Source organism: Natronohydrobacter thiooxidans, from assembly GCF_001884735.1.
Classification (GTDB): Bacteria; Pseudomonadota; Alphaproteobacteria; order Rhodobacterales; family Rhodobacteraceae; genus Roseinatronobacter; species Roseinatronobacter thiooxidans_A.
The window spans coordinates 18,658-36,297 of record NZ_MJAP01000033.1 but is presented as its reverse complement, the minus strand read 5'-3'; the positions used below and the strand labels follow the sequence as shown (position 1 = coordinate 36,297).

At 63.9% G+C, this 17,640-nt stretch carries 20 protein-coding genes and 2 tRNA genes; 13 read left to right on the top strand and 9 right to left on the bottom strand.

Annotation, left to right across the window (positions count from 1 at the left end; genetic code table 11):
• The first annotated feature begins 30 nt into the window (after positions 1 to 30).
• The 6 genes from BG457_RS14030 to BG457_RS14005 all read left to right on the top strand — a co-directional run bounded on the left by BG457_RS14030 (position 31) and on the right by BG457_RS14005 (position 3,575).
• Positions 31 to 321, top strand: a complete 291-nt coding sequence (locus tag BG457_RS14030) for a hypothetical protein (RefSeq protein WP_071797810.1) — start codon at positions 31 to 33, stop codon at positions 319 to 321.
• On the top strand, positions 296 to 1,000 hold the full coding sequence (locus BG457_RS14025) for a winged helix-turn-helix domain-containing protein (RefSeq protein WP_071797809.1): 705 nt from the start codon (positions 296 to 298) through the stop codon (positions 998 to 1,000). The genes BG457_RS14030 and BG457_RS14025 overlap by 26 nt, the downstream gene beginning before the upstream one ends.
• A gap of 66 nt (positions 1,001 to 1,066) precedes the next feature.
• A complete protein-coding gene (locus BG457_RS14020) occupies positions 1,067 to 2,512 on the top strand; it encodes an aldehyde dehydrogenase family protein (protein ID WP_071797808.1) in 1,446 nt (481 codons plus the stop codon).
• A 4-nt stretch (positions 2,513 to 2,516) separates the two neighbouring features.
• Positions 2,517 to 2,900: an HIT domain-containing protein gene (locus BG457_RS14015; RefSeq protein WP_071797807.1), complete on the top strand. Its 384-nt coding sequence runs from the start codon at positions 2,517 to 2,519 to the stop codon at positions 2,898 to 2,900.
• Positions 2,901 to 2,937: 37 nt separating this feature from the next.
• Positions 2,938 to 3,011: transfer RNA gene (locus BG457_RS14010), tRNA-Cys, on the top strand.
• A gap of 141 nt (positions 3,012 to 3,152) precedes the next feature.
• On the top strand, positions 3,153 to 3,575 hold the full coding sequence (locus tag BG457_RS14005) for a DUF4177 domain-containing protein (protein ID WP_071797806.1): 423 nt from the start codon (positions 3,153 to 3,155) through the stop codon (positions 3,573 to 3,575).
• A gap of 9 nt (positions 3,576 to 3,584) precedes the next feature.
• Here BG457_RS14005 and BG457_RS14000 read toward each other — a convergent pair whose 3' ends face one another.
• A complete protein-coding gene (locus BG457_RS14000) occupies positions 3,585 to 3,842 on the bottom strand; it encodes a BolA family protein (RefSeq protein WP_071797805.1) in 258 nt (85 codons plus the stop codon).
• A 121-nt stretch (positions 3,843 to 3,963) separates the two neighbouring features.
• Here BG457_RS14000 and BG457_RS13995 point away from each other — a divergent pair, with 121 nt between their 5' ends.
• Positions 3,964 to 4,599 (top strand): J domain-containing protein, encoded by a 636-nt coding sequence (locus tag BG457_RS13995; RefSeq protein ID WP_071797804.1) that lies wholly within the window; start codon positions 3,964 to 3,966, stop codon positions 4,597 to 4,599.
• A gap of 292 nt (positions 4,600 to 4,891) precedes the next feature.
• On the opposite strand, the gene BG457_RS13990 is transcribed toward BG457_RS13995, so the two are convergent.
• Complete coding sequence (locus BG457_RS13990) at positions 4,892 to 5,104, bottom strand: hypothetical protein (RefSeq protein WP_071797803.1); 213 nt, start codon at positions 5,102 to 5,104, stop codon at positions 4,892 to 4,894.
• A gap of 189 nt (positions 5,105 to 5,293) precedes the next feature.
• On the opposite strand from BG457_RS13990, the gene BG457_RS13985 reads away from it, so the two are divergent.
• A tRNA-Gly gene (locus BG457_RS13985) sits at positions 5,294 to 5,368 on the top strand.
• A gap of 382 nt (positions 5,369 to 5,750) precedes the next feature.
• Positions 5,751 to 9,398, top strand: a complete 3,648-nt coding sequence (locus BG457_RS13980; protein WP_071797802.1) for a vitamin B12-dependent ribonucleotide reductase — start codon at positions 5,751 to 5,753, stop codon at positions 9,396 to 9,398.
• Positions 9,399 to 9,466: 68 nt separating this feature from the next.
• Here BG457_RS13980 and BG457_RS13975 read toward each other — a convergent pair whose 3' ends face one another.
• On the bottom strand, positions 9,467 to 9,820 hold the full coding sequence (locus BG457_RS13975) for a hypothetical protein (protein ID WP_071798005.1): 354 nt from the start codon (positions 9,818 to 9,820) through the stop codon (positions 9,467 to 9,469).
• Between the two features lie 100 nt (positions 9,821 to 9,920).
• Complete coding sequence (gene dapB / locus BG457_RS13970) at positions 9,921 to 10,727, bottom strand: 4-hydroxy-tetrahydrodipicolinate reductase (RefSeq protein WP_071797801.1); 807 nt, start codon at positions 10,725 to 10,727, stop codon at positions 9,921 to 9,923.
• 108 nt (positions 10,728 to 10,835) lie between these two features.
• Here dapB and rbfA point away from each other — a divergent pair, with 108 nt between their 5' ends.
• The 4 genes from rbfA to BG457_RS13950 are packed head-to-tail and all read left to right on the top strand — an operon-like array spanning position 10,836 to position 13,453.
• Positions 10,836 to 11,258 (top strand): 30S ribosome-binding factor RbfA, encoded by a 423-nt coding sequence (gene rbfA, locus BG457_RS13965; protein WP_071797800.1) that lies wholly within the window; start codon positions 10,836 to 10,838, stop codon positions 11,256 to 11,258.
• Positions 11,248 to 11,994, top strand: coding sequence for a phosphodiester glycosidase family protein (locus BG457_RS13960; RefSeq protein ID WP_425434932.1), 747 nt, complete (start codon positions 11,248 to 11,250; stop codon positions 11,992 to 11,994). The genes rbfA and BG457_RS13960 overlap by 11 nt, the downstream gene beginning before the upstream one ends.
• Before the next feature lie 29 nt (positions 11,995 to 12,023).
• The gene (gene truB / locus BG457_RS13955; protein ID WP_071797798.1) at positions 12,024 to 12,932 is read left to right on the top strand and encodes a tRNA pseudouridine(55) synthase TruB; all 909 of its coding nucleotides are present in this window, start codon (positions 12,024 to 12,026) and stop codon (positions 12,930 to 12,932) included.
• Positions 12,932 to 13,453, top strand: coding sequence for a DUF1643 domain-containing protein (locus tag BG457_RS13950; RefSeq protein WP_071797797.1), 522 nt, complete (start codon positions 12,932 to 12,934; stop codon positions 13,451 to 13,453). Before truB ends, BG457_RS13950 begins: the two co-directional genes overlap by 1 nt.
• Here BG457_RS13950 and BG457_RS13945 read toward each other — a convergent pair.
• The 5 genes from BG457_RS13945 to BG457_RS13925 form a co-directional block, all read right to left on the bottom strand.
• Positions 13,450 to 14,253, bottom strand: coding sequence for an SPOR domain-containing protein (locus tag BG457_RS13945; RefSeq protein ID WP_071797796.1), 804 nt, complete (start codon positions 14,251 to 14,253; stop codon positions 13,450 to 13,452). The genes BG457_RS13950 and BG457_RS13945 overlap by 4 nt on opposite strands.
• 78 nt (positions 14,254 to 14,331) lie before the next feature.
• The gene (gene upp / locus BG457_RS13940; RefSeq protein ID WP_071797795.1) at positions 14,332 to 14,967 is read right to left on the bottom strand and encodes a uracil phosphoribosyltransferase; all 636 of its coding nucleotides are present in this window, start codon (positions 14,965 to 14,967) and stop codon (positions 14,332 to 14,334) included.
• Positions 14,964 to 15,938, bottom strand: a complete 975-nt coding sequence (locus BG457_RS13935; protein ID WP_071797794.1) for an adenosine deaminase — start codon at positions 15,936 to 15,938, stop codon at positions 14,964 to 14,966. The genes upp and BG457_RS13935 overlap by 4 nt, the downstream gene beginning before the upstream one ends.
• On the bottom strand, positions 15,935 to 17,137 hold the full coding sequence (locus tag BG457_RS13930) for a phosphopentomutase (protein ID WP_071797793.1): 1,203 nt from the start codon (positions 17,135 to 17,137) through the stop codon (positions 15,935 to 15,937). Before BG457_RS13930 ends, BG457_RS13935 begins: the two co-directional genes overlap by 4 nt.
• Positions 17,137 to 17,529, bottom strand: a complete 393-nt coding sequence (locus BG457_RS13925) for a cytidine deaminase (protein ID WP_071797792.1) — start codon at positions 17,527 to 17,529, stop codon at positions 17,137 to 17,139. The genes BG457_RS13930 and BG457_RS13925 overlap by 1 nt, the downstream gene beginning before the upstream one ends.
• Positions 17,530 to 17,640: the final 111 nt, after the last annotated feature.

Here is a 17,640-nt window from a genome sequence, read left to right as displayed (position 1 = left end):
AGCGCCCCGCGAACTGGCAGATCTTCGCCTATGAAACACGCCCTCCGCCTCTTCGCGCTTCTGGCTGGTCTGGCGCTTGCGACGCAAGCCTCGGCCCAGTGCTACGCGGATTTCAAAGCAAAACAGGACAACCCGTTGCGCCTGCAATACGGGATTGTCGAACTGCCTGCCTCGGCCTGTGGCTCGCGGCAGGCGGCCACGGACTACGCCAGAGCTGTAATCGCAGGTTCCGGCTGGACGCTCTTGCAAATCGAGTCCATTTTTGACGCATCCGAGTTTCAGCGCAGGAGCGCCAATGCAGGGGTCATCCATCGTCGCTAGCGACCTGATCCGGCTGGGCAGCCGGGCGGTCATCTGGGGCATTGTCGCGATTGTCGCGGTACTGGCGCTGACCGCTGTGCTGCTGTTTCTCAACCTGCCCGATGCCGGGGCCTTCAATGACCGGGTGGAACGGGTTTTCGTGGAAAACGCCGATCTGACCTCGCAGGCGGAAATCAAACTGCTGGAAATCCTTGCGCAATCGGGCACGGCATTTTCCGAAACGCTGGTCTCTTACCGCATCGTGATCTTCGTGCTGCTGGTCTTTGCCACCGGGCTTCTGGTCACGTCTTTCGTGGTGATCGTGATCCTGATCACGCTGAACCGGCGCATGGCGATGGTCGAGAAACAGGGGCTGCAGATCTCGCAGCTGGTGATCGACCGGGCCACGAATTCGGTCGCGATCAATGACATGGAATTCAAGCTCACCCCCGCCGCTGTCGAAACGCTCGCTGTTCTGGCCGAAGCCCGGATCGACGATGACGTGCTCTCGGGCGCGGCCATCGAGGCGGTGATATCGGGCCGCAGCGAGGCCGATTGCGACGAAGCCGCGGGCGCGACCCGCATCAAGCGGCTGCGCGACACGCTGGGCAATCAGTTGATTTCCGAAGTGCTGGTCAAGAATATCGCGCGGCAGGGCTATATGCTGGCGATAGACGCCAAGGTGATCAGCCTGCGCTGATGCGCCCGCCCTTGCACATGCCGCGCCCCGGTGCAAATGTTGCACAAGTGAACAGGGAGCAAGACCATGCTGGACAAGCGGCAATTCTATATCAACGGCACATGGTGCGACCCCATCGCCGGGCAATCGCTGGAAGTGATCGACCCTTCCACCGAAGAGCCCTGCGCGGTTATCTCGCTGGGCGGCGCCGCAGATACCGATCTGGCCGTGGCGGCAGCGAAAGCCGCCCTTCCCGGCTGGATGCATAGCGACCCGCGCGAGCGGCTCGAATTGGTCAAGCGCATCCTGGAGATCTACGAATCCCGCGCCGAGGATATGTCGCAGGCCATCAGCACCGAGATGGGCGCACCGATTGATCTGGCACGCGAGTCCCAGTTCACCTCCGGCACTTGGCATATCACGAATTTCATCACGGCCTTCGAGAAGATCGAATTCATCGCCCCCTTGGGCGATCACGCCCCCGAGGACCGGATCATCCGCGAGGCCGTGGGCGTCTGCGCCCTGATCACGCCCTGGAACTGGCCGATGAATCAGGTCACGCTCAAGGTGATCCCGGCGCTGCTTGCGGGCTGCACGATGGTGCTGAAACCCTCCGAAATCGCGCCGCTCTCCTCGATGGTCTGGACCGAGATCATGCATGAGGCCGGAACCCCCAAGGGCGTCTATAACATGGTCAATGGTGACGGTCCGGGCGTCGGTTCGCAGCTTTCCGGCCACCCCGACGTCGATATGGTCAGCTTCACCGGCTCCACCCGCGCCGGCATCGCGATTTCCAAAAATGCCGCCGAGACGCTCAAGCGCGTGCATCTGGAACTGGGCGGCAAGGGCGCGAATCTGGTCTTTGCCGATGCCGACGAGAAGGCGGTGAAACGCAGCGTCGCGCATTGCTTCCAGAATTCGGGCCAGTCCTGCAACGCCCCCACCCGTATGCTGGTGGAACGCGCGATCTACGACCAGACCGTCGAACAGGTCCGCGAACTCGCCGAAGCCACAAGCGTCGGCCCGGCCAGCGAAAGCGGCAAGCATATCGGCCCGGTGGTCAGCCAGATGCAATTCGACAAGATTCAGGATCTGATCCAGAAGGGCATGAGCGAGGGCGCAAGGCTCGTCGCCGGGGGTCTGGGTCGCCCCGAGGGGCTCAATCGCGGCTATTTCGTCCGCCCCACCGTCTTTGCCGATGTGACCAATGACATGACCATCGCGCGCGAGGAAATCTTCGGCCCGGTCCTGTCGATCCTGCCATTTGACACCGAGGAAGAAGCCCTGCGCATCGCCAATGACACAGTCTATGGCCTGACCAATTATGTCCAGTCGCAGGATGGCGCGCGGCGCAACCGGCTGGCGCGGCAGTTGCGCGCGGGCATGATCGAGATGAACGGCAAGTCGCGTGGGGCCGGTGCCCCCTTTGGCGGCATGAAGCAATCGGGCAACGGGCGCGAAGGCGGTGTCTGGGGGATCGAGGATTTTCTGGAAGTCAAAGCCGTCGCAGGCTGGGCGAATGACGCGGAGTAAGGCAATGGAGTATCAGTATGACGACCAGAACATCTTTGCGAAAATCCTGCGCGGCGAAATCCCCTGCAAGAAACTCTACGAATCCGAGCACAGCCTTGCCTTCAGCGATATCGCGCCCAAAGCGCCGCATCATGTGCTGGTGATCCCCAAAGGGCCCTATGTCTGCTACGACCATTTCGCCCGCACGGCCACCGATGCCGAGATCCTCGATTACACCCGCGCCATCGGGGCCGTCTGCGACGAACTGGGCGTGGCACCGGGCACCGGGGGCAATGGCTACCGGATGATCGCCAATGCGGGCAATGACGGGGTGCAGGAAGTGCCGCATCTGCATGTGCATATTCTGGCCGGGCGCAATATCGGCCCGATGGTGCTGATGCGCCCTTGACGCGCATCCCGCGCGCCTCTAATCAGGCGCGCAGGCTGGCGAGTTGGCGGAGTGGTTACGCAGCGGATTGCAAATCCGTGAACACCGGTTCGATTCCGGTACTCGCCTCCAGCCTCTCCCGAAATCACGCATTCCCCTGCTGACACCCGGCTGTCGCGAATGTGCACCGGCGGCGGTTGCGCGCCGGGGGGTTCTGTTCTAAGGCTCCGGAACCTTGCACCATATGACCCGGACAGAGACACAGGACAGCCGATGCAGATGTATGAGTATCTCGCCCTGCCCGCCCCGCGAAAGGGCAGCAAGGTCAAGAGCCTGAAAACGCCCGCAGAGCGTTTCGCCCATGCCGTCACCGAGCTGATGAACGAACTCGCGGCCGAAGGCTGGGAATTCTGGCGCAGCGAAACCCTGCCCAGCGATGAACGCAAGGGCTTTCGCGGCTCGGTCGTGGTGGAAAACCACCTGATGATCTTCCGCCGCCCCAGCGCCGAAACACTGGCCGAGCATCTGAGCGAACGCGACGCGGCCCCTGCCACGCCCAGCATCGCACCGCCTGCCCGCGCGGAACGGGTCGACCCGGTGCTGCTGGACCGCCCCAACGCTGAAAAACCGGTGCATGACAGCCGCCGCGAGCCGATGTTCCGCCCGCAGGCCACCGGTTCCGAGGACGCCCGCTAAGCGGGCTTCTCAGCCCCGGATATCAAGCGCGAGCGCATGGATCCGGCCCACCAGATCGGCCCCGAGTGCGGCATGCACGGCGCGATGGCGCGCAACGCGACTCATCTCGGCGAATTGGGGCGCACGGATCAGAACGTTGAAATGCGTCTCGCCGCCCTCGCGCCAGCCGCCATGCCCGCGATGGCTTTCGCTGTCATCCTCGACCTGCAGCATCTCGGGCGAAAAGGCCGCGCGCAGCCGGTTTTCAATTTCATCACAAATACGCATCTGCTTTCCCTTGGGCCTTCAAACCTTTGCAAAAGATACATAGACTGCTGCCTCCGAGTCGGAAAGTCCCCGGACCGCTTTCACTCGGACGCGCAGGGCACAAGACCAGACAGGACGACGCATGGACCGCAAACCGCTCTTTGATTTCGACATTCGCGCATCGAGTGACAAGAAGAAGCGCGCGCGCGGACGTCGCGGCATGTCGGGGGCATGGGAAACATCGGTGCGTCAATGCGAGCATCCGGGCTGCACCGAGGATGGCAAATACCGCTGTCCGAAATCCTCGGATGCGCTGAATGAATATCTGTGGTTCTGCAAGGATCACGCGCGCGAATACAATCTGAAATGGAACTATTTCGAAGGCCAGACCGAATCGGAGATGCTGGACGAAATGGAGCGTGATCGCGTCTGGGGCCGGGCCACCAAACCGCTGGGGCGCGATGACGAGCGGCTGGCATGGCAGCGGCTGGGGATCGAGGATCCGCATCAGGTGCTGGGCGAGAAGGCCACACAGAATCCCGGTCGCACCTCGCCCATGGGCGGCACCCGCAAACTACCCCCGACCGAGCGCAAGGCGCTGGAGATCCTTGATGCGCGCGACAGCTGGTCGCGCGGCGAGATTCGCAAGCAATACAAGAGCCTGGTCAAAGACCTGCATCCCGACCGCAATGCCGGTGCGCGCACGGATGAGGACCGGCTGCAGGAAGTGGTCTGGGCCTGGGACCAGATCAAGGACAGCCGCAACTTCCGCGACTGAAGCGCATTGCCGGATCTCGAACCCGCCTGATCGAAACCCGCCCGATCTGAAGCCGACCGGTGATTGGTCGGCGCGGCAGCCCGCTCACGCGCGGATGGGGTCAGCAAGGCTCAGGTTCACCGGCGACCGAGGCCACCGCCGACTGGCGTCACCTGCGCCTGACTTCACCTGCGACCGGACTCACTGGCGCTTGGGCCGGATATGCCGAGACCGGGCCATATCCCCAGAACCGGGCCGCGCGTCAGGCGGGAACGCCCCGACCGCAGCCAGAATCGGCCTCAGAGCCCCGCCCTCAATCACGCGGCAGGGCGCGCAATCGCGCAAGCCGCTTCTCCAGCCCCCGCGCCATCTGCCCCAGACTCAGCCGCTTCTGCGGGGCCTCGACCTCGAAACTGTCCAGCCGGTCGATCACGCCTTCAAGCTGGCGCAGGACGCGCAAATCTTCCGAGAGCGTCGCGCGCGGTGCGGTGGCCCGTAGCCAGTGTTGCGATTGTCCTTGCATCATCCTTTCCCCCGCTCGCTGCAGCGCGGGCACCGAATCTGCAGATAGCACGCCGCGCTGGCCAAGGATTGCGCAGCAATCGTTAAACCTGCGTTAGACCCGCAGACCGGGCGCGAAAAAAACACGCGCAGAATGGCTTTTTCCTCTTGCAGGGGGTGGGGAGAGTTTGTAAATCCGCGACACGTCAACGGGGCGGGCGTAGCTCAGGGGTAGAGCATAACCTTGCCAAGGTTAGGGTCGTGAGTTCGAATCTCATCGCCCGCTCCAATCAAAAAACCGCGATCTTCGGATCGCGGTTTTTTGGTTTTCAGCCCCGCGCTTCATTAACTTTCGAGTCGCCCCAAGGGCTTAGCCCGACTGCGGCAGGGTCAAGCGAATTTTCATGTCCCAAGGGGTGAATTTTCCGTTGACGAGTCCCCTATTCATACGTCAGATTGTGGAGGTTCTCAGGGCAACCACTACATCTGGTATAATGCGAAAAGCAGGCTGGTGGCGCCCGGGACAGGGATACAGTGAACGACATCACCACTCATTGAGCAGTCCATGCCAATGGAACCGGCGTTTTGGCCGCGGGTTGCGCGTGATCTGATCCCATCAGGAATTTGGGTCACCGAGATATCGGGACAGAGACAAGAAGGGCCAAGGCACCATGATCATCGAGCGGCATTTCACCACGGACGGAAAAGACGCCTATGCGGCGCTGGATTTTACCACCACGGTTTCCGAAATCCGCAACCCCGATGGCACGGTGGTGTTCCGCAATGACAAGGTTGAAGTGCCCGGCAGCTGGAGCCAGGTCGCCTCGGATGTGATCGCGCAGAAATATTTCCGCAAGGCTGGTGTGCCCGCAGCCCTCAAGCGCGTGCCCGAAGAAGGCGTGCCGGAATTCCTGTGGCGCTCGGTCGCCGATGAAAAAGCCCTCGCCGCCCTGCCCGAGGACGAACGCTATGTCGGCGAATCCTCGGCCAAGCAGGTCTTCGACCGCCTTGCGGGCACATGGTGCTACTGGGGCTGGAAGGGCGGCTATTTCGCCACCGAATCGGATGCCCGCGCCTATTTCGACGAGATGCGCTTCATGCTGGCCGCGCAGATGGCCGCGCCCAACAGCCCGCAATGGTTCAACACCGGCCTGCATTGGGCTTACGGCATCGACGGCCCGTCGCAGGGCCATTTCTATGTCGATCCTTTCACCCACAAGCTGGTGAAATCGAAATCAAGCTATGAACACCCCCAGCCGCATGCTTGCTTCATCCAGTCTGTCTCGGATGATCTGGTCAATGACGGCGGCATCATGGATCTCTGGGTGCGCGAAGCGCGCCTGTTCAAATATGGTTCCGGCACCGGGACCAATTTCAGCTCACTGCGTGGTGAAGGTGAGAAGCTGTCGGGCGGCGGTAAATCCTCCGGGTTGATGGGCTTTCTCAAGATCGGTGATCGGGCCGCTGGCGCGATCAAGTCGGGCGGGACCACGCGCCGCGCGGCCAAGATGGTCATCTGTGACATGGACCATCCCGATATTGAGGAATTCATCAACTGGAAGGTGATCGAAGAACAAAAGGTCGCCTCGCTTGTTGCCGGCTCCAAAGCGCACGAAGCGCGTCTGAATGATATTTTCGGCGCAATCCGGGCGTGGGACGGCAGCACGGAGGATGCCGTCGACCCCAGCAAGAACCCCGCGCTGAAATCCGCGATCAAGGCGGCGAAGAAAGCCCTGATCCCGGAAACCTATGTCGGCCGCGTGCTGCAATATGCGCGTCAGGGCTATGACAGCATCGAATTCCCGACCTATGACACGGATTGGGATTCGGAAGCCTATATCACCGTCTCGGGCCAGAACTCGAACAACTCGGTGCGTGTGACCGATGCTTTCCTGCAGGCGGTCAAGGATGACGCCGATTGGGAGCTTCTGCGCCGCACCGATGGCAAGGTCGCAAAAACCGTCAAGGCGCGCGAGCTGTGGGATCAGGTTGGTCATGCCGCATGGGCCTGCGCCGATCCGGGCATCCAGTTCCATGACACTGTGAACGCCTGGCATACCTGCCCCGCCGATGGGGCGATCCGTGGCTCGAATCCCTGCTCGGAATATATGTTCCTCGATGACACGGCCTGCAATCTGGCCTCGATGAACCTGCTGAAATTCTACGACGGCACGCGCTTCAATGCCGAAGCCTATATGCACGCCACCCGGCTCTGGACGATCACGCTCGAAGTCAGCGTGATGATGGCGCAATTCCCGTCGAAGGAAATCGCGCAGCGCTCATATGAGTTCCGCACGCTGGGTCTGGGCTATGCCAATATCGGCGGTCTGCTGATGAACATGGGCTATGGCTACGACTCGACCGAAGGCCGCGCGCTCTGCGGGGCGCTGACCGCGCTGATGACCGGTGTCAGCTACGCAACCTCGGCGGAAATGGCGGGCGAATTGGGCGCCTTCCCCGGCTACAAGAAAAACGCCGACCATATGCTGCGCGTGATCCGCAACCATCGCCGCGCGGCGCATGGCGAAAGCGATTATGAGCAGGTGAATGTCGCCCCCGTGGCCCTCGACGCCAAGGGCTGCCCCGACCAGCGGCTGATCGAACTGGCCCGCGCCGCATGGGATGAAGCGCTGGCGCTTGGCGAACAGCACGGCTTCCGCAACGCACAGGCCACAGTGATCGCCCCCACCGGCACCATCGGTCTGGTGATGGATTGCGACACCACCGGGATCGAGCCCGATTTCGCGCTGGTGAAGTTCAAGAAACTGGCCGGGGGTGGCTATTTCAAGATCATCAACCAGTCCGTGCCTGCGGCTTTGCGCAAACTCGGCTATCGCGAATCCGAGATCGGCGAGATCATCGCCTATGCGGTCGGTCACGGCTCGCTGGGTCAGGCCCCCGGCATCAACCATACCAGCCTGATCGGCCATGGCTTCGGCCCGAAAGAGATCGAAAAGATCGAGGCAGCACTCCCTTCGGCCTTCGACATTCGCTTCGTGTTCAACCAGTGGACGCTGGGTGAAACCTTCTGCCGCGAAACCCTTGGCATCCCGGCGGCCGAGCTCAACAACCCCACCTTCGACCTGCTGCGCCATCTGGGCTTCACCCGCGCACAGATCGACGCCGCGAATGATCATGTCTGCGGCACGATGACGCTCGAAGGGGCGCCGCATCTGAAGCTCGACCATTACAACGTCTTCGATTGCGCCAATCCCTGCGGCAAGAAGGGCACGCGCTACCTGTCGGTGGACAGCCATATCCATATGATGGCGGCGGCGCAGAGCTTCATCTCGGGCGCGATTTCCAAGACGATCAACATGCCCAATTCAGCCACGATCGAGGAAACGCTGGCGGCCTATGAACTCTCATGGTCGCTGGGGATCAAGGCCAATGCGCTCTATCGCGACGGCTCGAAACTGTCGCAACCGCTGGCCGCCGCGCTGATCGAGGATGACGAAGAGGCCGAGGAAGTACTGGAAACCGGCACGCCCCAGCAGAAGGCGCAGGTCATTGCCGAGAAGATCGTCGAGAAGGTGATCGTCAAGGAAGTGATCCGCCGCCACCGCGAGAAACTCCCCGAGCGCCGCAAGGGCTACACCCAGAAAGCCATTGTCGGCGGCCACAAGGTCTATCTGCGCACCGGCGAATATGGCGACGGCAAGCTGGGCGAGATCTTCATCGACATGCATAAGGAAGGCGCCGGGTTCCGGGCGATGATGAATAATTTCGCCATCGCGGTCTCGGTCGGCCTGCAATATGGCGTGCCGCTGGAAGAATTCGTCGATGCTTTCACCTTCACCCGGTTTGAACCGGCAGGGATGGTGCAGGGCAATGATTCGATCAAGAATGCGACCTCGATCCTCGACTATATCTTCCGCGAACTGGCGGTCAGCTATCTGGACCGCACCGATCTCGCCCATGTCAAACCCGCAGGCACCGCTTTCGACGATCTCGGCGCGGGCGAGAATGAGGGCACGCGCAATGTCGCGGAAGTCTCGGACGATGCGGCGTCGCGCTCGCTGGAAGTGCTGCGCCAGATCAGCTCGACCGGCTATCTGCGCAAGCGGCTGCCGACCGAACTGACCGTGCTGCAGGGCGGGCAATCCGTGACCTCTTTCGCCACGGACGGGGTATCGGCCATCGCCATGCAGGCGGTCGAGAGCGAGACGATGACCGTGGCCCCGCTTGACGCGCGGGCAAGGGCGAAGATGCAGGGCTATGAGGGCGATCCCTGCGGCGAATGCGGCAACTACACGCTGGTGCGCAACGGGACTTGCATGAAGTGCAATACTTGTGGCGGGACGAGCGGGTGTAGCTGACCGCTCCGACCACCAGAAAAGCCCCCTGTCGCGCGCAGGGGGCTTTTTTCATCCCATGAAATCCGGTTTCATCTGACGCGGAAATCCGCGCGGTCGCCCCGGCCCTGATCCGAGATGAAGCGCAGCCTGTCTCCGTTGCGCAGAACCAGTTGGCAATTATACGGATCTCCCCCCGAGCCCCATTCCAGCGTGCGGCAGAAATACCCGTCGCGCCATTCCCAGACGCCGCCCACCGTCTGACCAAACCCGCGCCCGCTGATCAGCCCCTCGGGCAGCACCTGCAAGCGCACGGCAAAACGGGTCAGTTCCGCCCCTTCGACAAGCGCGCGGAAACTGGCTTCTTCGCGCACGGGCTGAAAATCCGCCCAGACCGGGCCAGCCAGCGTGATCCCGGCTGCGAGTATTACGGCAAGACCTTTCATGGACCCCTCCGGTTTTCGGTTGTCATCTGCATTACGCGCACGCGGCGCGGTCAGATGACTCGCGAAACCCGCCAGAGGGGTCACTTCAGCGAACTCTCGCTCAGCGGCTGGACAGGCCCAGCACATCCAGCATGGAATATTCCCCCGGCCCCTTCCCGTCGAGCCAGAGCGCGGCCTTCAACGCGCCGCGCGCGAACAGCGCCCGGTCCGAGGCGACATGGCGCAGCGTGATCCGCTCGCCCTCGCCCGCGAAGATCACATCATGCTCGCCGATGAAATCCCCGCCCCGGATCGCGTGAAAGCCGATGGCACCGGTCTCGCGCGCGCCGGTGATCCCGTCGCGCCCCCGATCCGCCACGTCGCCAAGCGCCACACCACGCCCCTCAGCCGCCGCCTCGCCCAGCATCAGCGCCGTGCCGGAGGGGGCATCGACCTTGTGGCGGTGATGCGCCTCGACAATCTCGATATCATATTCCGCGCCCAGTGCCGCCGCGACCTGCCGGGTCAGCGTGACCAAGAGATTGACGCCAAGGCTCATATTGCCCGCGCGCACGATCCGGCCCCTTTCGCCGGATTCCGCAATCGTGGCCAGATCGACCTCCGAAAACCCGGTCGTGCCGATCACATGCGCCACACCGGCCACCGCCGCCGCCTGCGCCAGAGCCACGCTCACCGCGGGCGAGGTGAAATCAATGATCGCATCGCTGGCCGCGAGCGCCGCCGCGACCTCATCGGTCACAACGATCCCACGCGCGGCGCCGCCCATCACCTGCCCCAGATCGCGCCCGATCCAGTCATGGCCCGCGCGCTCGACCACTGCCGAAAGCGTCGCCTGATCGCTCTCGTCGATCAGCCGCACCAGCATCTGCCCCATGCGCCCCGAAGCGCCCATCACTGCCATCCGCATATCCTGCTCCCTCTCGCGTGGTCACATTCGCGCGTCTGTCCTATCGGGCGCGCGGGAAAATGGCAAAGCCTCGTTGCGCGGGGGCGGGGATTCCCTTACATCAGGTCCATGGGAAATCGCAGATTTGACAACACTCAAGGACCGTCTCAGCGCCAGTTGCGCGTGGGTGAGCTGATCCGCCGCGAACTGGCCGATGTGCTGGCGCGCGGCGATGTGCATGATGCCGAGCTGTCGCGGGTGCCGATCACGGTCAGCGAGGTGCGCACCTCGCCCGATCTGAAAATCGCCACCGCCTATGTCATGCCGCTGGGCGGACAAGGGCAGAAAGAGGCATTGACCGCCCTGCGCCGCAACAAGGCCGAGCTGCGCCATCTGATCTCGCGCGGGCTGACGCTGAAATACGCCCCCGACCTGCGCTTCCAGCTGGATGAGACTTTCGACCGGATGGATGAAACCCGGCGGCTGTTTCAGGACGAACGCGTGCAGCGCGATCTCGCTTCAGGGCAAGAGGATGATACGGCTGAACGCTAGAATCGCGGCGCTGCTGGCGCTGCTGTTCGGAACAGGTGCCGCACAGGCGGATTGCGCGCGCACTGACTATCGCGACCAGAGCTTCACCTATTGCGAAGCCAGGGCAACGGATGACATCCGGCTGTTTCTCTTCGCCAATGAGACCCAGGTCTATGGCAATTTCCGCAATATCGACGAGGCGCTTTCCCGCGACGGCAAGAAGCTTGCCTTCGCCATGAATGGCAGCATGTATCACCCCAATCGCAGCCCGGTCGGGCTGTATATCGAAGAGGGGGAAGAGGTCTCGCGCATCGTCACCTCGGAAGGGCCGGGAAATTTCGGCCTCTTGCCCAATGGGGTGTTCTGTATCGAAGAGGGCCGTTTCACCCTGATTGAGAGCCGCCGCTTCGATGCCAACCGCCCGGATTGTCGCTATGCAGCGCAATCCGGGCCGATGCTGGTGATTGATGGCGGCTATCACCCCCGCTTCATCCACGATTCCGACTCGCGGCTGATCCGCAATGGCGTGGGCGTCTCCGCCGATGGCACACGCGCGTTTTTCGTGATCAGCAATGGCCCGGTCAATTTCTACGAATTCGCCCGTTTCTTCCGCGAATATCTCGCATTGCCGCAGGCGCTTTATATTGATGGCAATGTCTCGCGGCTGCATGCGCCGGGCTTGCGGCGCTCGGATTGGGGCACGCTTCTGGGGCCGATCGTGGGCAAGGTGGTTGACGCCCGCGCCCCCTCGAATTAGCACGCGCCATTACATTCAAGGGGCAAGACATGGGACGCAAGCGCAAGGGCCGCGCGATTTCGGGCTGGCTGGTGGTGGACAAGCCTGCAGGCGTGACCTCGACCGCCGTGGTCAACAAGGTGCGCTGGGCGTTGCAGGCGCAGAAGGCCGGGCATGCGGGCACGCTGGACCCTGCGGCAACCGGCGTGCTGGCCGTGGCTTTGGGCGAGGCCACCAAGACCGTGCCCTATATCACGGACGCGCTGAAATGCTACCGCTTCATGGTGCGGCTGGGTCAGGCCACGACCACGGATGACGCCGAGGGCGCTGTGATCGCCGAGAGCGATGCACGCCCCACGGATGCCGCGATCGCGGAAGCGCTCGCCCCGTTTCGGGGTGAGATCATGCAGATCCCGCCGCAATTTTCCGCCGTGAAGGTCGATGGCGAGCGCGCCTATGACATTGCCCGCGCGGGCGAAGAGATGGAACTGGCCGCCCGCCCGCTCTGGGTCGAATCGCTGGAGATGATCGCCCGCCCCGACGCGGATCATGTCGAGCTGGAAATGGTCTGTGGCAAGGGCGGCTATGTGCGCGCCATCGCGCGCGATCTGGGCGCGGCTTTGGGCTGTCACGGTCATGTGGCGTGGTTGCGCCGCATATGGTCGGGGCCGTTCGACGCGAGCGACGGGCTGAGCATGGAACAGATCGACGCGCTCGCGCAATCGCCCGAGTTGGACAGCTATCTGCGCCCGCTGGAACAGGGGCTGGCCGATCTGCCCGAACTGCCCGCGACGCCGGAAGGGGCCGCAAAGATGCGCAATGGCAATCCCGGCATGGTTCTGGCCGCGAATGTGGATTACGGCGATGAGGCCTGGGCCAGCTATCAGGGCCGCGCGGTCGCAGTGGGCGTCTACAAGGCGGGCGAGTTGCACCCCAGCCGCGTGTTCAACCTCGACTGATGGTGGGCGCAGAGACCCTCACCCGCAGCCATGTGAAGGGCGACGCGCCGTCCATCGCGGTCTATTCGCCCTGCGAGAGCTATCGCTACCTGCTGACCCGCGAATGGGCGCCGGATCAGGGGCGGGCGCTGTTTGTCATGCTCAACCCCTCGACCGCGACCGAGGTGCAGAATGACCCCACGGTGGAACGCTGCGAACGCCGCGCACGGGCGCTGGGCTTCGGCGCCTTCCGGGTGTGCAATATCTTCGCCTATCGCGCCACTGATCCGCGGGTGATGCGGGCCGCTGCCGATCCGGTCGGGCCACTGAATGACCGCGCGATCCGCGAAAGCGCGCCTTGGGCCGATCAGATCATCTGCGCCTGGGGCACGCATGGCGCGCATCTGGGGCGTGGGCCACAGGTCGAGGCGCTTTTGCGCGCGACCGGCCTGCCGCTCTGGCATCTGGGGCTCTCGCAGGCGGGCCACCCGAAGCACCCGCTCTATATCGGCTATGCGGTGCAGCCGATGCTTTGGGATTAACGCAGGAAAGCGTCGCTGAACCCCATCCGCCGCACCGAGGACAGCGCGGCATGGGCACTGTCGGGCGTCGCGAAGGGGCCGACTGTCACCACATCCAGCCCGCGCCAGCGATGAATGCGCGCAGGCATTCCGGCATTTTGCAGACGCGCGCGCAGCCGGGTCGCGTTCGAGGGCACGGCGAAACTGCCGACCTGCACCGCGCGCCCGACGCGCGTGGCGGGGCTGGTTGCGCGCGGGGCGAGTGTCGTCGGGGCGGAACTGTCGAAATATTCATCCAGAAACAGCGCCGGGCTGGTCACGCAGCGCACCAGAGGCCGCCCGAGCGCGGTATCCACCAATTGCCCATAGGGCGCGCTGGCCGGGCAATCGGGGTGCCGCCCCGAAGCATCGGCGCGCGGCAGGCGCTGGCGGCTGCGCGGGGCGGGGGCCGCACGGCGGGGCTGGGGTTGCGCCGCTGCCGGGCGGGGCGCGGCCACGGGTGCCGAGGCGACGGGGGCAGAGGCCACAGGCGCGGCTGTCGGCGCAGGTTCGGCCGCGGGTTCAGGCGCGACCTCGGGCGCGGGGGCCGCGATTTCGGTCGGGGTCTCGCCACAGACCGGCATCCGGTCCGGGCCATAGCGCGGGATCCATGTCACCTGCCCGCCAAAGGTCGAGCGCAGAAAGACGCAGCCCTGACTGTCGGTATATTCGCGCCCCTCGAACCCGGCAGGCGGCAATTCCGCCGGGCCGTTGCTTGACTGGGCATGGCCCATCCCCAGACCGGACAGGAAAAATCCAAGCGCCAGCGCCAAATGCTTCATAACAACCCCCTGAAACAGCCCCCTCAGAATGACCCTGAGAGGGGGGACTTGTAAAGCCGATTCGAGGGGCCGACTACTCTATTGTGTGCCAAAGATGCGATCACCCGCATCCCCTAGTCCCGGCACGATATAGCCCTTCTCGTTCAGATGGCTGTCGAGCGAGGCGGTCACGATCCGCACATCGGGATGTTCGCGCGCCATGCAGGCGACGCCTTCGGGGGCGGCAAGCAAACAGATCAATGTGATATCCGTGGCACCTGCCTCTTTCAGCAGCGTCACGGCGGCGGCAGAGGAATTGCCGGTGGCCAGCATCGGATCGACCGCGATCACCAGCCGCCCCGAAATCTCGGGCGGCAGCTTGCAGTAATACTGCACCGGTTTGAGCGTCTCCTCGTCGCGGTACAGCCCCACAAACCCCACTTTCGCCGTGGGGATCACATCCAGCACCCCGTCCAGCAACCCGTTGCCCGCGCGCAGGATCGACACCACCACCGGATCGGCGCCATCCAGCATCGGCGCGTCCATCTCGACCAGCGGGGTGGCAACGCGCACGGTCTTCAGCGGCAGATGGCGCGCGGCCTCATAGGTCAGAAGCAGGCTGATCTCGCGCAGGAGTCTGCGGAAATCCGGCCCCGGCGTGCGCGCATCGCGCATCAGGGACAGCTTGTGCTGCACCAGAGGGTGATCGACGATGGTGAGCTTCGGATGGGTCATGTGGCCTCCAGTCTGGCAGCAATCTTCGCGCGGGTGTCGGCGTCGCAGAAGGCCGCGTCAAGCGCATTGCGGGCGATTTCGTCAAATTCCGGGCTGTCCCAGCCGAAGGTATCGGCCAGCGCGTCATATTCCGCGCGCATCGTGGTGTGAAAAAACGGCGGATCATCGGTCGAGACCGTGACCTTCACCCCCGCGCGCAAGAGCCGGTCAATCGGATGATGCTTCAGGCTCGGATAGATGCCCAGCGCCACATTCGAGCCGGGGCAGACCTCCAGCACCGTGCCCGCTTCGGCCAGTTCCTCCATCAGGCGCGGATCTTCCGCCGCGCGCACGCCATGCCCGATCCGGCTGACCCCCAGATGCCCCAGCGTGTCGCGCACAGCCTGCGGCCCGCCCCATTCACCCGCATGCGCGGTCAGGCCCAGCCCGGCCTCGCGCGCGGCATCAAAAGCGTAGGCGAAATCCTTGGGGTGCAGCATGTTCTCATCGCCCGCAAGCCCCAGACCGGTGATGAAATCGCCCGCCGTTTCCTGCGCGCAACGGGCGATCTGTCGCGCCTGACCGGGGCCGAAATGCCGGATGCAGGTCACGCAACCGCGCAGGGTAATGCCCATCTGCGCCTCGGCTGTCGCCGCAGCCGTCTCGATCGCGGCCAGATAATCGCGCCAGGCGTGCAGATCACCGCCACCGCAGAAATCGGGCGAGAGAAACGCCTCGGTATAGATCACGCCCTCTTGCGCCGATTGCTCCAGCACCGCCAGCGTCAGATCGTGGAAATCCTGCGGGTTGGTCAGGACCGTGCAGGCCGCTTCATAGATGCGCAGGAATTCGGTGAAATCGCGATAGGCGTAATTGCCGTGCTCGTCGAAAATCCGCGACAGATCGACGGATTTGCGCTTGGCCTGCGCGCGGATGAAGGCGGGCGGCGCCGCCCCTTCCAGATGCAGATGCAGTTCCAGTTTCGGGATCATGTCAGAAAACTCCGCCCCGGCCCCTGCGCGGGCACTTGCAGATGCGCGGCGATGCTGGCCGCCACATCGGCAAAACCGCAAAGACCGATTTCGCCCGCGCCAAGCCCCGCGACCAGCACCGGCACCCGCTCGCGCGTGTGATCCGTGCCCGCTGCGGTCGGGTCATTGCCGTGATCAGCGGTGATCACCAGCATATCGCCGGGCTGCAGCCGCGCCAGCGCCTGCCCGGCCACCGCATCGAAGCGTTCCAGCGCGCGGGCATAGCCCGCGACATCGCGGGTATGGCCATAAAGCGTATCAAACTCGACAAAGTTGCAAAAGGTCAAGGATCCGGGCTCTGCCTCGTCAATCAGCCGTAAGAAATGTTCGAAAAGTGCAAGGTCATCCTTGCCCTTATGGATCTGGTCAATGCCCTGCCCAGAGAAGATATCGCCCACTTTGCCGACCGCATGCACCCGCCTGCCCGCGCCCTGCACCCAATCCAGCAGAGTCGGCGCCGGGGGGCGCATGGCATAGTCGCGCCGGTTGCCGGTACGCTGAAACCCCTCGGATTCCGAGCCAAGAAAGGGCCGCGCGATCACCCGTCCCACCCGCATCTCGTGCAGCACCGGCGCGAGATCGGCGCAGAGCCGGTGCAGCCGCTCCAGCCCGAAGGCTTCCTCATGGGCTGCGATCTGAAACACGCTGTCCACGGATGTGTAGCAGATCGGCCAGCCGCTGCGCAGATGTTCGGCCCCCAAATCATTGACGATGGGAATGCCCGCCGCATGGCAATTGCCCAAGATCCCCTCGGTCCCGGCCAGCCTGCAAACCTCTGCCACCAGATCCTCGGGGAAGGCCGGAGTGGCGCGCGGGAAATAGGTCCAGTCCCAGGGCACCGGCACGCCCGCCAGTTCCCAATGCCCCGAAGGCGTGTCCTTGCCGCGCGAGACTTCCGTCGCGGCGCCCCAGAGCCCGGTCGGCGCGGCCCCCAGCCCCGGTGTGTCGGCCCCAGAGGCGAGCCGGATCGCCGCCCCAAGCCCCAGACTGTCCAGCACCGGCAGGCGCAAAGGGCCGCTGCGCCCGTCTTCGGCCTGCCCAGCCGCGCAGGCCTGCGCAATATGGCCTAGCGTATTGGCGCCCAGATCCCCGAATTCCGCCGCATCGGGGGCACCGCCACAGCCGACGGAATCCAGCACCACCAGAAAGGCGCGCGCCATCACACCCCGTCCATATGGCCCGCGCCAAAGGCGCCGGGAAGCAATTCGTCAACGCGCATGACCTGCCGCGCCCCGTTCAGCGCGACCAGCGTGACCTGCACATCGCCACGCGCGAATTCGGCGATCTTCTGGCGGCAGCCGCCGCAGGGCGGCACCGGCGACGGGCTGTCGGCGACGACCAGCATTTCGGTGATCACCGTCTCGCCCGCCGCGACCATGGACGCAATCGCGCCCGCTTCGGCGCAGGTGCCTTCGGGATAGGCGACATTCTCGACATTGCAGCCGGTATAGACCTTGCCCGAAGCCGCGCGCAGGGCCGCGCCGACCTTGAAACGGGAATAGGGCGCATAGGCATTTTCGCGCACCGCGCAGGCGGCGTCATAGAGGGGCATGACAGGCTCCGGTTTTTCGGTCACGATAGCCCCGAGCGGCCACGCTTTGCAAGCACAAGGCTTTGCGCTAACACTCATGCCACATGGCTTGCAAAACGCCGCATTTGCTGC